The sequence below is a fragment of the Clostridioides sp. GD02377 genome, assembly GCF_045899875.1.
In the GTDB taxonomy this organism is placed as follows: Bacteria; Bacillota; Clostridia; order Peptostreptococcales; family Peptostreptococcaceae; genus Clostridioides; species Clostridioides difficile_A.
This window is the reverse complement of the sequence record NZ_JBJODA010000008.1, coordinates 56444-75931: the sequence shown is the minus strand read 5'-3', so window position 1 is coordinate 75931 and position 19488 is coordinate 56444. Positions and strand designations below refer to the sequence as shown.

Annotated in this window: 13 protein-coding genes; 12 read left to right on the top strand and 1 reads right to left on the bottom strand. The window is 26.6% G+C overall.

Going from position 1 to position 19488, the window contains the following annotated elements:
• The first annotated feature begins 1 nt into the window (after position 1).
• The 7 genes from Q3304_RS08610 to Q3304_RS08580 all read left to right on the top strand — a co-directional run bounded on the left by Q3304_RS08610 (position 2) and on the right by Q3304_RS08580 (position 15675).
• Positions 2-760 (top strand): AAA family ATPase, encoded by a 759-nt coding sequence (locus tag Q3304_RS08610; protein ID WP_407813484.1) that lies wholly within the window; start codon positions 2-4, stop codon positions 758-760.
• 17 nt (positions 761-777) lie between these two features.
• Positions 778-1527, top strand: a complete 750-nt coding sequence (locus tag Q3304_RS08605; protein ID WP_407813485.1) for a hypothetical protein — start codon at positions 778-780, stop codon at positions 1525-1527.
• 6 nt (positions 1528-1533) lie between these two features.
• Entirely contained in the window at positions 1534-2070 is a 537-nt protein-coding gene (lepB, locus tag Q3304_RS08600; protein WP_407813486.1) for a signal peptidase I, read from the top strand.
• A gap of 100 nt (positions 2071-2170) precedes the next feature.
• Positions 2171-2737 (top strand): hypothetical protein, encoded by a 567-nt coding sequence (locus Q3304_RS08595; RefSeq protein ID WP_407813487.1) that lies wholly within the window; start codon positions 2171-2173, stop codon positions 2735-2737.
• A 45-nt stretch (positions 2738-2782) separates the two neighbouring features.
• A complete protein-coding gene (locus Q3304_RS08590; protein WP_407813488.1) occupies positions 2783-3427 on the top strand; it encodes a single-stranded DNA-binding protein in 645 nt (214 codons plus the stop codon).
• Positions 3427-4020 carry a hypothetical protein gene (locus Q3304_RS08585; RefSeq protein ID WP_407813489.1) on the top strand — a complete coding sequence of 198 codons (594 nt, stop codon included), beginning with the start codon at positions 3427-3429 and terminating at the stop codon, positions 4018-4020. The genes Q3304_RS08590 and Q3304_RS08585 overlap by 1 nt, the downstream gene beginning before the upstream one ends.
• A gap of 1329 nt (positions 4021-5349) precedes the next feature.
• Positions 5350-15675: an immunoglobulin-like domain-containing protein gene (locus tag Q3304_RS08580; RefSeq protein ID WP_407813490.1), complete on the top strand. Its 10326-nt coding sequence runs from the start codon at positions 5350-5352 to the stop codon at positions 15673-15675.
• Positions 15676-16257: 582 nt separating this feature from the next.
• Here the strand turns inward: Q3304_RS08580 and Q3304_RS08575 are convergent.
• Complete coding sequence (locus Q3304_RS08575) at positions 16258-16689, bottom strand: hypothetical protein (RefSeq protein ID WP_407813491.1); 432 nt, start codon at positions 16687-16689, stop codon at positions 16258-16260.
• Positions 16690-16864: 175 nt separating this feature from the next.
• On the opposite strand from Q3304_RS08575, the gene Q3304_RS08570 reads away from it, so the two are divergent.
• The 5 genes from Q3304_RS08570 (at position 16865) to Q3304_RS08550 (ending at position 19403) form a co-directional block, all read left to right on the top strand.
• Entirely contained in the window at positions 16865-17674 is an 810-nt protein-coding gene (locus Q3304_RS08570; RefSeq protein WP_407813492.1) for a hypothetical protein, read from the top strand.
• A gap of 74 nt (positions 17675-17748) precedes the next feature.
• Entirely contained in the window at positions 17749-18252 is a 504-nt protein-coding gene (locus Q3304_RS08565; RefSeq protein WP_407813493.1) for a hypothetical protein, read from the top strand.
• A gap of 17 nt (positions 18253-18269) precedes the next feature.
• Complete coding sequence (locus Q3304_RS08560; protein ID WP_407813494.1) at positions 18270-18497, top strand: helix-turn-helix transcriptional regulator; 228 nt, start codon at positions 18270-18272, stop codon at positions 18495-18497.
• 5 nt (positions 18498-18502) lie between these two features.
• The gene (locus Q3304_RS08555; RefSeq protein WP_407813495.1) at positions 18503-18841 is read left to right on the top strand and encodes a hypothetical protein; all 339 of its coding nucleotides are present in this window, start codon (positions 18503-18505) and stop codon (positions 18839-18841) included.
• Positions 18842-18923: 82 nt separating this feature from the next.
• Complete coding sequence (locus Q3304_RS08550; RefSeq protein ID WP_407813496.1) at positions 18924-19403, top strand: hypothetical protein; 480 nt, start codon at positions 18924-18926, stop codon at positions 19401-19403.
• The last annotated feature ends 85 nt before the right edge of the window (positions 19404-19488 follow it).

Below are 19488 nucleotides of genomic sequence, written 5' to 3'. Positions count from 1 at the left end.
TATGGAGGTATGTATGACAGAAATAAATCAAGATATAAAAAGAGAATTGCTAATATGCAATTTATTAGAATATAAAAAGATAATAAAAGATGCAATATCCTATTTCCAAAATTCTAACATAGAATTTAAAAAAAATAATTTTGCTTCTTCGATTCTTTTAGAAGAAAATAGCTATTTTAGCAAAGATATATTGTTACATGCAAGAAATGGTTATAAAAATATAAATTTTTTATTATATAAAGCATCAGATTTCAATAACTACTTTGATTTTCTTGGACAAAACAAATTACATGATAAATTTAGTCTAGCAAAGTCTCTATCACCTTGTTTCTTACAAATTGATGATATAGATGAATTAAATACATTTTGCCAAAATATTTTAGCAAAAGAGTTAAATAGTTTAGAAGGTAAAATAATATTTATAGGAACTGTGAGTGGCAAAAAAGGATTAGAGAAAGTACTAAGCAAAAATAATTATTTTGATAAATTAATTAAGATTAATAGAAAAGATAATTATATTGAAGAACTTTTAATAAAATATGATTTCAAACTTATAAATGATTTCCCTATAAACTTATTATATTGTGCTTCAAAAGATATTAGATTAACTGAATTAACTCATATATTATGTATAGCTAGAATAAAATCAGAACAAGAAAATTTTGAAGGCATAATATCTATAGAACACTTTAATAAAGCTCTAAGAAAATATAATAAATCATCATACAAGCATAAAAAAATTGACTTAAATCAACTATAATAAAAGGAGAATTGAAAATGGAAAAAAAGAAGAAAACTATAATTTTAATTACAACATTATTATCATCATGTGTGTTATTTACTGGATGTGATAAAAGGGTATCACAATTGAAAAGTGAAAATAAGAAATTAAATCAAAATATAGAAAGCAAAGACAGAATAATAGGGCAGCTACAAAAAGATATAAGAGGATTAAAAATAACAGAAGAATCTCCCACTACTTCATTGAGAAGTGTAGAAGGTTCATCTGTACCAGAATTTGTAACAATAGATGGGAAGATTGAATTTCCAACTAGATTGGAAATGCCAAACTCAACTGAAGCTGTGAATAATTCATATATACTCTTAGGAAATAAATATAGATTTGTCCCTAGCAATAACTGGCTTGTTAAATTACAAGGTAATACTTTAGATTGTAGCCATCCTTCGAGAGTGTGGGGGAATTTAAAAGCTATTGGCATGAAAGAGGAAATACAAAAAGATGTCCTAAAAGAAATGTTAAAATCCTTTTTCAATTCATTCCCTGCGACAAATATAACCTATAGAGAAGCTTTTATAGATAGTAGAAATGCTGGATTAATAGCAAATGCCCCTATTACAGTTGATAAGAAACAATATGCAGTTAATGTAGGTGTAATTCAAAAAGGTGAATACGGAGTTTTAATTTTATTTGTATATGAAGACGATAAATCAGGAGTTCAACAAGAATTAATTGATTTACTAATTTCTTCAGGCTCATATGCTGATTATAAAATAAGTTTGGAGTAAAAATTCATGATTAAAAAAAATTCTTTATCAAAAGTAAGTCAATTATTTATAGTAGTATTTATAGGCATAAGTTTATCTGTCATTATCTCTAAGTTTGTAGTTAGTGCAGGTATAGTTCCTACAAACTCTATGTCTCCAACAATAAGTAAAAATAGCACAGTAGTTCTTTCAAGATTAAATCCCCAAAATGGCTATAAATATGGTGATATTATAGCTTTTACAGATAAAAAAACATCTGATAATCTTTTTAAGATATTATTATTCGGTAGAGAAGAAAAATTATATATAAAGAGAGTAATTGGTGTTGAAGGAGATACAGTAGAAATAATAAATGGAGTAGTATATATAAATGATAAAAGTATAAAAGAAGATTATATCTTATATAATGATTCTTTAAATATTCCTAAAGTTAAAATTCCTAAAGGAAATTATTATCTTCTTGGAGATAATAGAGTAAATTCGGAAGATTCAAGATACTGGAAAGACACTTTTTTAAAATCAAATAAAATAGTTGGGAAAATAATATATGTAATGAAAAAATAAGACATTTAATAATGTCTTATTTTTTATTAATAAAATAAAAAATAAAAAAATTGTTCTAAAAGTATATATATATACAATAATGAGAAGGTGAGGAAAACATATGATTTTAAATAAAGCTTTTGAAAACAAAAAAGAAATAAAAAGAACAGGTGCGGCTAAAAAAATAATAATAAATAATCATAATGAAAATGAATATTCAAGTAAATTAAATATACACTCTGAAGAAAAAATTATTACTGTAATTAATGGAAATAAAAGAATTATTGCAACTGATAAAATAGGTATTATTGGACTTGTTAAACTTGATTTATTTTTTGTTACAGGTGGATTTGTAATAGATTTAAAAAAGGGAGTAGTTGTAATAGAAAAGAGTGATGGAATTTATATTATTGGAAAGAAAAAACCAATTTTAATTAGCAAAGAACATGAAAATTTTAATTCTATAAATTGGCAAACTAAAGATGATTTATCACATTATTTAAAAATATTAACTGCTAAAAAATTCGACTTAAAAGAAAGAGAAATTATAAATAATTATTTAAATAATTTAACATATTCACTTGAGTTTAATAACTCAAAAATCCTCAATGCTGAAAATTCTTTAATGAAAATATATGTGAACAATATTTACAATGAGTTAGGATGCGACACATTCAAGTTATCATAAATGAAAGGAGAATATTATTAATTCAAATTAATAATTATATAACTAATGAGAGAAATAGGTATAAATAAGATACATGTAATAGGCACATTATTAGATGAATTTAAATACAGTAATAAATTTATTGTAAATAAATTCTATAATACAAAACAAGTTTATTCTGAAGAATTATTCTTTGAAAATCGAATAAAAATAATTACAAATAACAAAGAAAATATTATAGATATTTTGATTAACAAGAAGCTTTTGTCAAATTTATCAAAGGGCGATAAAGTAAATATCTATGGACAAGTAAGAAGTAGATATATAGATGATAATAATAATAAAAAAATGTTATTTTACATATATGTATTAGATATTCATATAACAGATAATGAAAAAGATGACAATTTAGTAGAATTAGAAGGTTGTATAACATCTAACTCTATGTATAAAATAACAAATTGTAATGGAGCTGTTTATTCTTCTATTCTTAAAATTCACCGTTATTATAGAAAAACAGATTACATACCTGTTGTATCATGGGGAATAAATGCAACAAGGTTGTCTAAATTGAAAGAAGGTACAAAAATTAGGATAATAGGAGAAATTAGAAATAGAGAGTATAAAACAAAAAAAGATAATTTTAAAAGCATTAAGATGGCATATGAGGTTTCAGTTTTATCTATAGAAAAAATACAGGAAGGTAATTAATGATGAATAATAATAACAAGCATGCAAGAAATTATATTAGTGTTACAGGAAAGATTTCTAATTTAGAACTCTTATATGAAGAAGGTAACAAGAAATACTATAAAACATTTATAGAAGTTAAAAGAAATGATTTTCAAAGTAACATTTTACCAGTTATAATTTGCGAGGACTTATTATGCAATATTGATATTGATAAAAATATTAAAATAAGTGGTTTTGTTTATTCTAAAAAGTCTAAAACAAAATTTTCAATAAAAAAATTAAAATCTAATATATATATTTTTGCAGAAAGAATCAAAAACAAAGATAAGGTAATTACTAAAAGAGCTAATATAGTAAGACTAAATGGAACTATCTCAAAAGAAGCATTTATTAAAACAACAAAGGCTGGTACTATTATAGGACATAATATGCTTAAAGTTCATAGATGTAATAATACTAATGATTATATTAATATAATCGCTTATAATGAAAATGCCTTATATTTAAAAAATCTCCATTTAGGAGATGAAATATCAATTATTGGAAGATTTATTTACATAGGTGGAAAAATTAATTTATATAATATATTTATTGTCATGATAGAAAAATAAGTATATAAAAAATGTGAGATTTAAAGTTGTTTTAAATCTCACATTTTTTATGTATCAATTTGTCACTACAAACACCTTCTATTTTTAACTGCTTTAAAGTGAAGAAAAAATAAGTATTTTCATTTTTTTTACTGACCATCTTTTGACTTAAATTACTATTTTTAATATATATATCACATTGTAACACTTGCAAACAGTAGATTTAATACAAAAATGGCATGGAACTAAGTATTCCATGCCATATATATTTTTTTACTATTTTTATAAAAATCCATTTTAAGCCCTTGTTTTTTTATATCCGATTAAATATATACATAACAATCCTAGACCCCTTTAAAATCCATTTTGAAGCTTCATTTTTTCTGTTTTTTTAAAAATAACTATTCTATCCTTATTCCCATCTAAAAGAGCTATTTTAAAGCTTCATTTTTTACATTTGATTAAATATATGCCCAATAATTTATAGACCACTTAAAATCCATTTTAAAGCTTCATTTTTTTCTGTTTTTTTACTTCATCTATTTTTTTAAAAAATTTTATTACTCCCTCTTTATCTTTGTATAAAAATCCATTTTAAGCTTCTTATTTTTACACTTAATTAAAACCCACACTATATATTTTTAAACCACCTTAAAATCTATTTAAAACTTTCTTATTTTTGATTTTATTTTCAACAAAATTTATATTGAAATTATTACACTTTTTTATTTTCGAAATTTATTAATATCATTTTTTATACTTTACCAAAATTTATTTAAGTTCTTATTTTTTTAACATATTTTACATATAACGAATTTTACATAAATATAATTTTTTACTCTATATAAATTTTATTTTTTACTATTATTTATTTGTTTTAAATTTATCATTGTTTTATATTTTAAGATAAGATTCTTATTTTGGAACAATTTATTATCTCGATTTCTAATTTATTACAATATAATTATTATATTTTTTAAAAACAAATACAACTTTATACTATATTTACTCTATTATTCGATAAATTCATCTACAATCAATCTTTTGTATTAGACCTAAATTCTCAATCAAAATATTTACAACCTATAATTAATTTAATTTCTAACCAAACTATATTTTTCCCTACTTAAAAACTTAATAATTATCTCGAATAATTGATATTTTTTTATCTAATCCTCTCTGTTTAAGATGATAATTAAATAATATCTTAAATTTTTTCTTTATTAATTATTCTAAATTCACAAAAAAATATGGTAAATAATATTCTCAAAAAAAATTATAAATAAAAAAACTATATTTTTTTTATTTACTTATAAAGATTATATAATCCAGAAAGGAGGAAGATTTTTTATGATAAATAAAAAAATAATATCTATATTAATAGCTGCTTCAATAATAAATTCAAATACTCCTGTAAATGCTCTTGCAGATGAATTTATCAAAGAATACAAAGATGAATTTATCAAAAAAATCACACAAGTTAAAAGAAATAATACAACTACTGATACTAAAAATGAAAATAATTCACTTGATATGGGAGAATACAAAAATGATGATGGAGTTCTAAGTTTTCCTAATGCTCAAGGAATTATAAAGGAAAAAACAAATTTATTTTTCAATTTTGATGGCGAAAGTGATGTTAAAATCAGTTATACAAAAAATGGAAAAAATTTGGAAGGAATAACATATGAACCATCACTTAAAAGCAGAGTCATAAATATCAAAATAGAAAATCAAGAAGAACTGGATGAAGTGCTAAAGACATTAAAAATTAAAACTAATGGCAATGTAAATTTCTCTGTGAAATTGGCTAATGTACCAAGTGGAACTATAAGTTCAAATGGTGTTGGACAAGAAGAGGCTATAGATGGAGACTTAGGAAGTCATTTTCGTGCTGATGGCAAAGGATGGTGGCAATTAATATTCGATAAGGAGACAGAGTTAGATACCATAAATTTAACTTTTGGAAGAAAAAATGGTGCAATAATAGAAGGACTTAAGGATGGAACTTGGATAAAGATAGGTGAAGCTAGTGACTATGCTATAGACCTCTATTCTAGAGAGACTCAAACTATTAAAGTCGATAAAGGTATCTATAATGGAATAAAAGTAACCCCTAATTTATCTGATGACAATATAAGTAGACTTTGTGAGATTTCATTTGATGAAACTGAAGCACAGTATTTTAGCTATACTGATTCTCCAAGTTTAAGCCTAGGTGAGCCATCTATTAATGACTCCTTTGTTACTTTTCCAAGTGCAATTGTAAATGGATTTAATAAATTGAGTCTAAAACTTGAATATTCGACACCTATAGGAACTGAATATGAAGTTAATGGAAATAAGATAAATAGTGATGAAAAAGTGGTAATTACAGAGGCATATGATAGAAAAACAATAAATGAAATACTAAAAACATTGAAGTTAAATACAAAAAACCAAAAAGTTAAAATTGATGTAAGCCTTGTAGATATGGAACTAAAGAAAACTTTTCCTGATGGAACGGTTGCAACAGGAACTTATTATGGTGCAGGTTATCCAGCGAATGTGATTGATTGTAATGTAAACACGTATTGGAATGCTCCTAGTGAATCTGGAAATATCAATTTCAAATTTCCAAGTCAAACTAAAGTTGATACTATAAAATTAAAAGTATCTCCATCGACAACAATAAAAAATCAATACACTATAACTGGTAAGAAAGGAGGGTCATCAGAGGTAATTGGTCAAACAGTTGAAATAGTGAAAGGGAATGAGATGAATACAGTTAATATCCCTATTATAAAAAAAGGTGATTATGATGAAATTAATGTAAGTTCGTCTTGGATAGCTACTGGAGGATTAGGAAGTGCTTGGGCTACTATACATGAAGTTATATTAAACTCTAATTTAGAAGAAGAACTTGCTTCAGATTCTGTAACAGTAGATAAAATTGAAAGTATGTTAAATTTAGAGCTTGGAGAAAAGAAAGTAATAAATAATAAAATCACATTTCCTGATGCTAAGGGAAATACAGTCGGATTTGGTTCTAGTATAGTCTTTGAGCTCAATGATGTAGAAAATCAGGATACATCTATAAAGTATCAATTAAATGGAGAGGAAATAATAAAAAAAGATAAGACTATTAAAATAGAAATAAATTCTCAAAAGGAACTAGATGAGATATTGAAAAGCTTGGAAATTACTTTTGATGAACTTGAAGGATGTTCTTTAAAGATATTTTCAGTTTCTTCAGATGCAGATATGGAAAATTTATCTTGGCAGATTCCTAAAAATTTTGTAGCTTCAGGAATAGGTTATGGAAATAATCAACCTAGTAATGTATTTAAAGGTAGTGTAGGATGGAACGCAGGAACTTATAATACATCAATGTATTTAAAAAATATAAATAATGTATATCTATCTGCAATAAGATATAATTCTAAAAACGCTTTAATTGTTAGGGGGAAAAATAATGGAACTTGGAAAGATATTGGCTCATTTGGGGCAAATCAATCAAATGCAAAATTCGATGTCGTTCCTAATAATTATGAAGAGCTAGAATTCTATTCATATGGAAGAGATTGGGCTCATATCTATGATTTAGAGTTTTTTATGTCTGATAAAAAAAAGGAATGTTTAAACATATCTATAGATAAAGCTAATTTTGAAATAGGTGATTTTAACAGCGATGGAAAAGGGAATATAACATTTCCAAGTGCAGCTGGCAAAATAAATACAAATACTAGTTTAAATATATCATTTAAAAATGGATATAATAGAAATTTAGTAACAACTTATAGTGTAGATGGCGAAGAAAAAAAAGAAAACAATGAAAATATAGTTATTAATATAGAAAATAATGAGCAACTAAAAGAAGTATTAAGTAGTCTTAAAATATCACATGATAACACATCTAATTTAGATATGTCTTTTTCTCTAAATTTCAACTCTGGGAAAAAGATTACAAAAGATATTAAAATTGAAATGGATGATAGCTTGGATATGGGTGAGATACAACATTCTGATGGAGTAATAACATTCAAAAATGCTACTGGAAAAATAAGAGATAAGGCAGATTTAAATTTTGTTTCAAAAACTGAGTTAGAAATAAGATATAGTATAAATGGCGAAGAGATAACTAAAAAGGGAAAAGATATAATTATTGGAGGACTAACACAAGATACTTTAAATGAGCTTCTAAGAAGTTTTTCTATAAGTTATAATGAATATGAAGGTTGTGAATTCTCTATTAACTTATTAGGTAAGCCAGTTACAATAACAAAAAATTATAGCATACCACAAGTTCAAGGTGATTTAGAACTAATTTTGGGACAATATGAAAATGATGGAAATGGAAATGTAATATTCCCAAACGCAAGAGGTTCATTATATAGAGCAGGTAGTTTAAACATAAGTTTTAATAAAGGTTTTAGTGATGATATAGAAATAAAATATAAATTAAATGATGCTGAATATACTAAAAAACAAAACAATTTATCTATACAAGTTTCTAATCAGGATGAATTAGACGAAGTTCTAAAGACATTAAAAATTAAATGTGATAGCAGCTTAGAATATGATTTAAATATTACTTTAGCAGAAGAAAGATATATTCCTTTGGGAACTACATCAGATAAACCAGAAGCTTTAACAGGAGGCTGGTATTCTGGAAAAGGTGGAAATACTGCAATAATAACATTTAATTCACCATTAAAAATTAGTGCTGTAAGTATATCAAAAACTTCTGGAGTAGATAATCGCTTTTATATCAAGGGGTTAAAAAATAACACATGGAAAGATATAGGTAATTTTACAATATTCTATCCAAATTACGATTATACTAAATTAAGAGAAATTGATGTGCAAAGAGACAGTTATGATGCAATTTCTATATATTATGTTGTAAACAATGGATGGGGGACTGCAAATGTTAGCAAACTTGGATTTTTAGATAAAATTTCTACTAATATTAAAATTAAACCTGACATAAATTTAAAAGTTACTTTAGCAGACAACTTAGAAAAGGCAAACTTGAAGTGGAATAGTGATTTAGAAGCATATGCATACAACATTTATGTTAAGAAAAAAGAAGATAAAAATTGGACTCTATCTAAGAGTGTTACAGCAGATACAAATGAAATTGAAGATTATGAAATAACTGATTCAAAAGCTCCAAATCTTCCTAATTTTGAAGTTTTGAAAGATGGTTTAAAAAAAGGAATACAATTAGAAACTGAAGATGTTGGAACTGAATATTCTTATTACATTAATGCAATAAATAAAAATGGAGATAGAATAGGGACATCTAATATAGAAAAGATATTTGTTCAAAGCGATTTTAAAGAATTTTCTTATGAAGTAAGTAATAGCCCTGTTCCAACTTCTTTAAATAAAAATAGCACAAATGGATTTATATCATTTAGAGAATTAGTTGATAAAAATTATTTGCACGTAACTGCTTCAGATAACTTTGGAAATATAAGTGAAGTTAAAACTATTCCAATCCTAAAATTATTTACAGATGAAGCTCCAATTTTAACTGTACCTAGTGATATATCATTAAGACAAAATAGTAGTATTAATATTTTAGAGAACGTAAGTGCTTATGATGAAATAGATGGAGATTTAACTGAGAAAATCACTACAGAAATAACAGGTCCAGCTGGAGCTATAGTAGAAAATATTAATACAGAAATTTTAGGTAACTGGATTATAAAATATAGTGTTGAAGATTCTAAAAAACAAGTTACAGAGTATATAAGAACAATTAATATTATAAAAGATATACCATTTAAACTTGATATTGGAGAAATTCTAGTAACAAACACTTTTGTTAAGCTTCCTAACGCTAAAATTACTACTAGTGATTCTTCAAAAGAAATAGATGGTATAAAGATATATTTTAGTGATGAATTTAATAGCTCTATGAAAATACACTATGAGCTAAATGGAGTAGAAAATACTACGATAGATAGAAGTTTAGATATACAAGATAAGTTTACAATAAAAGAAGCTGAAGAGTTAATCAAATCTATAAAAATTGATACTGACAATCGTACAAAATTTAAATTTAATATAGTTTTAGATAGCAACAATGCTGAAAAAATAATATATAACTATAAAAACAATCATTACTATAAATTAATAGAGAGTCCTGGTCTAACATTAGAAGAAGCTAAACTAGCAGCTAAAAAACAAGAAATGCTAGGTCATAATGCTGATTTAGCTACAATAAATGATGAACATAAAAACATATTAACCAAAGATTCTGTATGGACAAATGGTTCAACTGAAAATAATAATTCTAAAGGATTTATAGTCGAATTTGGTAAAGCAGGCGAGAAATTGCCTTCTCCTGACACAACTAATTTATTTGACTATGAAAGTATTATAAATGTAGAACCTTTTGAGACTAAACAAGATATTGTTTTAGATACTGAGATTATACAAAATCAAGTTTTTCTTGATTGGAATGATGTTAAGGATAAATATTTAGATTACTATGTTGCATATCAAAAGAAAAAAGGAGAAAAGGAATTTAAACCAATTTCTTCAAATAAAGAGGAAAAAGGAAAACTAACTGAAAGCCAGTTAGAAGTTTCTGATGCAAAAGATGTTGATGCACCAACAGTTCCATTATACAAAATATATAATTCTGGTATAAAACAGGGAATAGCATTTGATTCAATTGATATTTGTAGTGAATATGAATATTATATTGACGCTATATCAAAATTTGGAGATATAACTAATACTTCAAATAAAAAAACTCTACAAATAAAATCGGGATTTGCTGGATATAGTTATGAAGTAAGTAATAATAATATTCCATCAGCTTCTTTGGGCAATAGTATTAATAGTAAAGATGGTTTTATAAGTGCTAAAGAATTGGCCAGTAACTCATATGTGCATATTATAGCAATAGACAAAGCTGGAAATAAAAGTAATGTATTAACATTGCCAGTTCTAGGAATATTTACAGATTATGCTCCTGTTCTGAACATAGGTGGAAATACATCTATATCAAAGGGCAGTAAATTTGATGTAATGGGAAACGTTAGTGCAATTGATGATTATGATGGTGATTTAACTAAAGATATTAAGATAATAATAAAAAATCCTGATGGAGCTATAGTAGACAGCATTGATACAAATATTTTAGGGAAATGGACTTTAGAATACTTTGTAGCAGATACTAAAGGGCAAGAGAGTAGAGCTACAAAATATATAACAGTAAAAGAAAGTTTTGATTATCTAAGTATCGATTTAGGTGAACCAGATACAAAAAGATTTTTAACTACTTTTCCTGATGCAACAATTACAAATAATAGTGGGGAACTTATAGATGGTATTAAATTTTATATCAGTAAGGGCTTTAATAATAGTATAGTTATTAAATATAAGGATAGAGGGATAGAGAAATCTGTAAAAGGACAACAAGTAATATTAACTAATAAATACACTACTAAAGAAGTAGAAGATTTAATTAAGTCTGTAAAAATCGAACATGACAATAGCACAAGTTTTAAATTTAATGTAAGACTACAAAATAATACTGTGGATGATATAGTATATAATCCAACTAATGGAAACTACTATCAATTTGTAGCTGCAAAAAGAATAAGTTGGAAAAATGCAAAATTAGAAGCAGAAAAAATGGAATATAGAGGTTTAAAAGGGCATCTAGTAACTATTACATCTAAAGATGAATTAGATATATTCAATAGCTTAACCACAAAAACTGTATGGTTAGGGGGTACAGATGAAGAAAAAGAAGGAACTTGGAAATGGATAACAGGAGAACCTTTTGAATATACAAATTGGTGTCCTGGAGAACCAAATAATTTTGATGCAGGTGGGGAGAATTATCTAGTATCTATTAAAAATAGCAATGGTTTGTGGAATGATACAGCTAATTCACCAAATCCAACTTGGACAGATATAGAAGGATTTGTCGTTGAATATGAAAAAGAAAAAGATGAAAGCACTGGTGGAACATATAAATACGAAGATAGTGTTTATATAGAAAAAATTGTCTCTAATAAAGATATTACAATAAGTGCAAATGCAAATGATAAGGAAAACTTTATAGATTTATCATGGGATAAATATAAGGAAGCTTCTTATTATGTAATAGAGAGAAAAAAAATAGGTGATAGTAAATCTAAATATATAAAAGTTTCAAGTAACACTTTAAAAGACGTAAATGGACAAGACTTAGATGCTCCAAATATGTTTTTCTCTTTTACATTAAGCAAAGAGATGTCTGCTAAATTAAAGTTCGACTGCGATGACTTAGAAAGCGAATATGAATACTCTGTCAAGGCATATGACTCAGATGATTATGAAATAGCTTATTCTAATACAATAAAAACTTCAATAAAAACAGGATTAAAAGGTTATAGCTATATTCTTGATAAAAATACAGATACAGAAGTTTTAAGTGACATAAATAATACTGATGGTAACTTTGAGTTTAAAGGTGTAAGTGAGGATGATTATCTACATATAGTTGCTATTGATAATGCAGGTAATCGCACAAAAACAAAACACATCAAGCTTTCAGATGATTCTCATAATAATGCACCTATTTTAACTGTACCTGGTCTAAATCAAGTTATAGAAATAGATGAAGAATTTGACAAATTAAAAAATGTAACAGCTTACGACATGGAAGATGGCGATTTGACATCAAAGATAACTGTGCAGGGGGATATTAATAACCAAGTACAAGGAGTTTATGAATTAAAGTATAGTGTACAAGACTCGAAAGGGTTGAAAACTGAGGAAATAGTAAAAATACATGTGACAGGTAATATAAAACTCGCCATAGAAGAATCACAAGATAAATTGTCAATATCTTGGGATAAAGTAGAAAATGCTGATAAATATATAGTATATAGAACAGATGTTAATGGATTTGATTTTAAAGAAAAAGGTGTTTTTAATAATACAGGATTTATTGATACTGAAGCTAAAGATGTTAGTTCTCCAGTTATAACATATTTAAACGAAGTCTCTGAAGCTGAAGAAGCTAAAAACTCTAGACTTGCTTCTATTCCTGAAAAGACAACTAATGGCACAAAGTTAAAGTTAGTTGCAAGAGATTTATCTTCTACTTATAGATATTTTATAGAAGCTATCGACAAAAATGGAAATGTTATTAACTCATCTAAAATTAGAAATGGTTCTGTAGAATCTGGATTAGCTGGATTTAATTATATTATTAACAGTAAAGAAGATACTGAAGCAGCTAATTTTGTAAATACTAAAAATGTAGAAGATATAGATATTTCTAATAGTAAATTTAAGTTCTTACATGTTAAAGCTATCGACAAAAATGGAAATGTAAGCAAAACATATCATCATTTAATTGGGGGAAAATATGATACTAACCACATACCTGTTATACGAGATGTTTATACAGCTAGAGTAAAGGAAGGAAGTACCTTTGATGAAATGCAAGGGATTTCGGCTTACGATACTGAAGATGGTGATTTGACAAGTAAAGTTGAGGTTCAAGGTAGTGTAGATACAAATACAAATGGAGAATATGAGTTAAATTATCATGTGGAAGATTCTCAAGGTAATGTAAGAGATGTAAAAAGAAAAGTAGTTGTTTATGGTGATATGGAAATAAAAGTAGAAGCAAATTTAGATGAAAACAACCTAATTGTAAGTTGGGACGAAAATAAACTTGGAGATAAAGTATTTTATGAAGTAAGAAAACTTGATAAAAAATTAAATGTTTATAAAACAATTGCTTACACTGAAGATTTAAGCTTCACTGATGAAAATGCAAAAGATGTGTTTGGTCCAGGAGTAAAAAATGTTCATGGAAGTGATATGGATACAGAAGAGTTAGAAGATGAAATTACACTTAATATTAATGCAGTGGAAATAGGCGACTCTGAAAAATATCAGGTTAGGACTAGACTCAAAGATAACAACTTAATAATAAGAGACATGACAACAGAAGAAGGTCATGAGTGGGGTACTGAAGGACATATAGTTGGTGATGTGAAAGCATATAAGTATAAGCTAAGTAATAAGAGAGAGGATACATTAAAAACAGGTATGCTAACTACATCATTATCTCCTAATCAAATTATTTTTGAACATAAAGGGAACAAGTATATACATTTTATGCCAGTCGATTCATTCGGAAATGAAGGAGATGTCATTCATTATCAAATAGGTAGAGTAGATTCTGAAGAAGAAATCTTAACCCCTCCTGTTATAAGTGCATATGGTGTACCTGTTCTAGATGAGATTGGCACAAAAATAATAAATGTTGGAGACAATCTTAATGTTCTAGATGGTATTACAGCAAAAGATTTTCGAGGTGAAGACTTAACAAAATATATAAAAGTCGAAGGATATGTTAACCGATTTGAAACAGGGGAATATAATTTAAAATATAGTGTTACAGATTTTAAGTGTCAAACATCTGAAAAGAATTGTAAGGTTATAGTTCAAGATTACAAGAGCTCACTTCCTAATAAACCTAATAAGAATAATGGAAAGCCAGAAGCTACATTGTGGGATGAAGAATATATAACGGTTGGAGATATTTATGGTGATGATAGAATAAGAAAAGGTGTAAAAGTAATAGACCCTGAAGATGGAGATTTGACTGATAAAATAACTTATGAAACAGATTTAGATAACAATACAGTAGGTTCTTATCTTATAACATATTCAGTAAGCGATTCTGATGATAATAGAATTAGATTCTCTAGAATTGTACATGTTTTAGAAAAAGGAGAAGATATACCTGAAAATAGTGAAGATATTGGAGACTGGGAGAATACTCGTTGGCCACAACTGCAAGTAAGAGATGTATATCTTTCAGTTGGAGATGACTTTAACTCAAAAAGTGGATTATTATATGCATATGACGAGGTTGATGGATATTTAACAGATAAAGTCAAAATGAGTGGAACTGTAAATACTATAAAACCAGGCGTTTACGGTATCACATACAAAGTAACAAATAGTGATAATCGTACTTCTATACGTTCAGCTGCTGTTCTTGTAAAAGAAGGAGGCTGGAATAATGGGGATGGAGAGTTACCCGACCCTGGTCCTGATTGGGGCGACAATGATGGTGATGATGAACATAATAATAACATCCCTGATAGGCCAGACCAACCTGAGCAGCCTGATGAGGATACTAATGGTGATAAACTCCCAGATATTGATGACAATGGCAATCAAGGAGGACAAAATGACTATTATATAGACAAAGATGGTAATAAGGTTTTTCCTGATGGTAGCATTGTAACACCTGATGATATTGAAATTAAACCAAACCCTGATGGAGAGAAACCCAGCATCGATGAGGAAGGAAATATAATTGTTCCACCAGGCTCAGAGATAACATTCCCTGATGGAAGTGTAATAGTTCCTCCAAACGGAGGAATTATATTCCCTGATGGAACTTTTAAAGAAAATGAACAGGAAACTGATAAAGAAAATAGTAATAAAAATCCTAATTATCCAACTGAAGATAATAATTCATCTATAAAGGATAATTCATCTATAGATAATAATTCTACTGAAAGTAATTTAAATTCTAGTGATGCTAATAAAATTAATTCTCCAAAGACAGGTGATACAGGTATACTAGGGTTTTCTATAATTGCTATGTTTTCTGCTATACTTTTGTTTTTTAATAGAAAAAGAAAATAATTGCATTTAATTTTAGCTTTTTAGGTGAAACTAATAAAAAAGCATTAGAATTTATAAAGAAATAGTTTTTTAAAAGGGTAGCAACTAATTTGATAGTTTCTACCCCCTTTTTTATAAGATAAGGTGTAAAACCACTATACCTTTATACTACAAGTAAAATATCCATCTGACCAAAAGGACTTCTCCTTCCAGAAATATTTGTTAAGGTATAATTGATTATTATTAATTCGCCAAATTTAATTAACAAGTTTTTTCTGTATTTACATACAAATATCAGATTTGGCCATTAGATATTTTTTGACCTCTAAACACTCTAAGATTTTCAAAATTTAAATTTTTATTTCTAGTTCTTCTTCCACAATTAAGTTCACTTGCAGAAGCTTTTTCACCAGTTCTACTGTCTATATATTTTGCATCATAGAATTGTTCAACTTTAAATATTTCTGAATTTCTAACTTAATTAACACCCTTAGCTATAGCAAAAGCATCATTAAAATGACTTTTCTCTATACCATGTTCAATTCTATAATTTTTAGCCAAATAACCATAAGTTGCCCTAATATTAGTTGACTTTAAACAAAATTAATCACTCCACACACCATATTCCCTCTCGAGTGCATTAATATTAAAAACCCATGTTTTTCCAAACAGTTTACAATCTACATCTTTTGTAAATTTACCATTTCTTATGTTTTCTCTTAAAGTAGACTCAGCTTTATTGTATTTCTTTGAAGCATCACTCAAAGATATAAAATTACTAAAATTAGTAGAAAACGAATGTTGACCATTGTGAAGTCCAAAAATAAAATTGACAGCAACTAAATAATTATCTAAACTATCAAAAAGTTCTTTTGGGACAGTCATTTCTAAACGCATAAAAGCCTTTAAAATTATTTCCAATGCTTTATTCTTATCGCCTCTATGCAGAGCATCACTTATTGTTAAAATTTGATGCTGGCTTAATACATTACTACTTCCAACTTTAAAGCCCAGGTCATATAATTCTTTGTTCATTTTTACACCATCCCTTTTTTATTTATACAATAATTATAATCTATAACGACTAAAAAATCAACATGGAATAGTTGATATAAACTATTCATGTTTCTACCGACTATTTTATATTGACAAAATAGTCGGTAGCAACTATAATATAATTAACAAATAAAATGAAAGGGGATAAACAAAGATGAAAAATTTATTTAAAGAAGCACATAAAATGACAAGAGAAATAAAAAGAAAATATAATGATGTGGAATATAAAGCGCAATTTAGTCTTTGTTTATCTTTCTTAAATAAAGAAGGGGGTATAAAATTGAAAGAATTAAGAGGGTCTGAAAAACAAGTTAATTGGGCAAATGATATAAGAAAAGAACTTTTAAATGTAATTGATGAATTAGAAGAAGTTGACAATAAATATTTCGAAAAAAAAGACTTAATAAAAATGATAAAGTCGTGGGAAAAAAAATTAGAAAAAATAAGAGAAGAAGTAAGAAATGTAGATAGTGCTAAATTTTTTATAGATTATTTCAAAGAAATTTTGAAACATAATTCTTTAAGAGAAAAAGCATCTTGGATATGTCATGCTATAGAAGATTCTACATTAGAAGAAAATAGAAGTTGGGACTTACTAGCACATAAAGCAAAGCTAAATTATCGCAGAGAAATAATTAAAGAATTTAAAATATCATATGAAGAAGCGAAAGAAATAACAAAAGATATAAAATTTGAGGATGATTGGGCAAATGAAATAAAAGAAAATGTGCTTGAGATAGTAGAAATATTCGACGATGCAGTAAAGCAAATTAATAATGTAGAAGAAATAGAAAAAACAAAAGAATACATTATAGAAACGTTAATACAAGAAAATCCACAATTTTACAAAAATGGTTTCAAAGGAATTAAAAAAGATGAAATTGAAAATTATAGAAATATGAAAGATGAAAAAAGAAAAATAGAAGTGGCATACCTTTTATTTAAAGATGGTGTAGAATGTTAAAAATTTTGACTTGAGACAAATATAGTTTATATCAGATGATATAATTAAAATATAAAATAAACGGAGGTTTTGGTATGAATATAACATTTAGTACAATATTAGATTTGAAAGTTAATAAAGAAAATGTTGAAATGATAGAAAATAAGGTCGAAGAAATTAACAAGGGCATGTTAGATATAAGTTTTAAAGACTCTGCTAACGGACATTTCGGACTTCGTAAAGAGACAAGCGGCCCAAGTCTATATTTTGATATGTGGGGCTCTACAGATGGTTATACATCTGACATTGGAGTTACTTTGGAATTTTGCTTTCAGTATACAAGCGATGATTTGGAAAAGAAAGAAAATATTAAAAACATTTTAATATTTGTAAATAGTTTTAGCAAAGAAAACCACAACAACAATATTGAAGCACTTGTTAATCCAAATTACTATAGATTGGAAGAAAAATATTTTACACTAATTAAAAAATGTCTAGTTAAACATGAATTTACAGGTGTAAATCCAAATGAAATTGAAAAATTCTTGCATTATATTGAAGAAATTGAAAAAAGTAAAAGAACTGTTATATATGAATAAAAAAAAGAGGTTTTAGCATGGGTAAAATAGATAACGCTTTGAAAATTATAATGGTTTTAAAAGACAATAAAATATTGAAAGCTAGAGAAATAGCAAATGAATTAAATATCTCAGAGAGGCAAGTCAAAGAATATATGTCACAATTAAGACGAGCAGGGATTGATGTCAAAAGTAAACCAGGTAATGCAGGTGGATATTATATAGAGCAATGTCCATTTTGTGCAAGATTAAAAAATAGGGGGTAATTTTAATGGAGGAATATTTTATCGAGGAATGGCCTTACATGGCAGATATAGGCTTTGAAATAGCTGATATAGAAAATACTACAATAATAGTAAACAACTTAAAAGTTAGCATGAAAATGAGTGAAAATTTTGCACATTTAGGTGATATAGAATGTACTGTAGAGATTCCATATAGCCATGAAATTTTTACAAAAGATTACATAGAAGAATTTAACATAAAAGAACCTGGCGAAAACGATGAATTTAATGACGAATTATCTAAAGTCAGAGATAAAATAGAAGAAGGTATCGAAGATTATTTAAAGAAAAATAAGAAATTAATTGAGATAGATTATGAAATGTAGTTATACACATACCAAATATAAAAAGTAAACTTCAAAAGGCTATAGTTATATAGCCTTTTGAAGAAAAATAAGGGGTGCAAAAATGGATAAAAAAAATGCTAAAAGATTCTTGAAAATAATAGACAAGAACATAGATAAAATAGAAGAAGAAGCTATACAAGCTTACAAAGAAAGATATGCAGGAGAGATAACTAATGCCATGAAAATATCTGTCAATCTTGAACAAATTGTAAAAACTACAATAGTCCTAGGTTACGCAGAAGTATTAAGTGATATTTTTAATGAAAGAGAAATTATCGTTTATGAATTTAATCAAGAAAAAAATGTTCTTGCAGATGCACTTGGAGAGCTTTGCTATTTGAAAGATTATAAAGAATTTGAAAAATGGTGCGATGATGAAGAAGAAAATTTAAGCTGGGATAATTATAAAAAATTTAATAAAGATAATTTTGACGAATTAGTTGAAAGAAATATGGAAGATAGTTTGTCAGATTTTTTAGAGGAATTAAATGAAAGCATTGAAAATCGCAAAAAAGAATTACAAGAAATAGTTGAAAATTAAGTAAAAGAGTGTTATTATTAATGTATTATAGTATCACTTTTAAGATTAACTATAAGGGATTTAAATGTCAATTTAATTTATATCG

What these genes read in the sequence shown, in the direction of transcription:
- Q3304_RS08595 (WP_407813487.1), top strand. Translation starts at nt 2,171, where the DNA reads ATGATTTTAAATAAAGCTTTTGAAAACAAAAAAGAAATAAAAAGAACA.
- Q3304_RS08610 (WP_407813484.1), top strand. Translation starts at nt 2, where the DNA reads ATGGAGGTATGTATGACAGAAATAAATCAAGATATAAAAAGAGAATTG.
- Q3304_RS08555 (WP_407813495.1), top strand. Translation starts at nt 18,503, where the DNA reads ATGGAGGAATATTTTATCGAGGAATGGCCTTACATGGCAGATATAGGC.
- Q3304_RS08560 (WP_407813494.1), top strand. Translation starts at nt 18,270, where the DNA reads ATGGGTAAAATAGATAACGCTTTGAAAATTATAATGGTTTTAAAAGAC.
- Q3304_RS08590 (WP_407813488.1), top strand. Translation starts at nt 2,783, where the DNA reads ATGAGAGAAATAGGTATAAATAAGATACATGTAATAGGCACATTATTA.
- Q3304_RS08585 (WP_407813489.1), top strand. Translation starts at nt 3,427, where the DNA reads ATGATGAATAATAATAACAAGCATGCAAGAAATTATATTAGTGTTACA.
- Q3304_RS08580 (WP_407813490.1), top strand. Translation starts at nt 5,350, where the DNA reads ATGATAAATAAAAAAATAATATCTATATTAATAGCTGCTTCAATAATA.
- Q3304_RS08605 (WP_407813485.1), top strand. Translation starts at nt 778, where the DNA reads ATGGAAAAAAAGAAGAAAACTATAATTTTAATTACAACATTATTATCA.
- Q3304_RS08565 (WP_407813493.1), top strand. Translation starts at nt 17,749, where the DNA reads ATGAATATAACATTTAGTACAATATTAGATTTGAAAGTTAATAAAGAA.
- Q3304_RS08575 (WP_407813491.1), bottom strand. Translation starts at nt 16,689, where the DNA reads ATGAACAAAGAATTATATGACCTGGGCTTTAAAGTTGGAAGTAGTAAT.
- Q3304_RS08570 (WP_407813492.1), top strand. Translation starts at nt 16,865, where the DNA reads ATGAAAAATTTATTTAAAGAAGCACATAAAATGACAAGAGAAATAAAA.
- Q3304_RS08550 (WP_407813496.1), top strand. Translation starts at nt 18,924, where the DNA reads ATGGATAAAAAAAATGCTAAAAGATTCTTGAAAATAATAGACAAGAAC.
- lepB (WP_407813486.1), top strand. Translation starts at nt 1,534, where the DNA reads ATGATTAAAAAAAATTCTTTATCAAAAGTAAGTCAATTATTTATAGTA.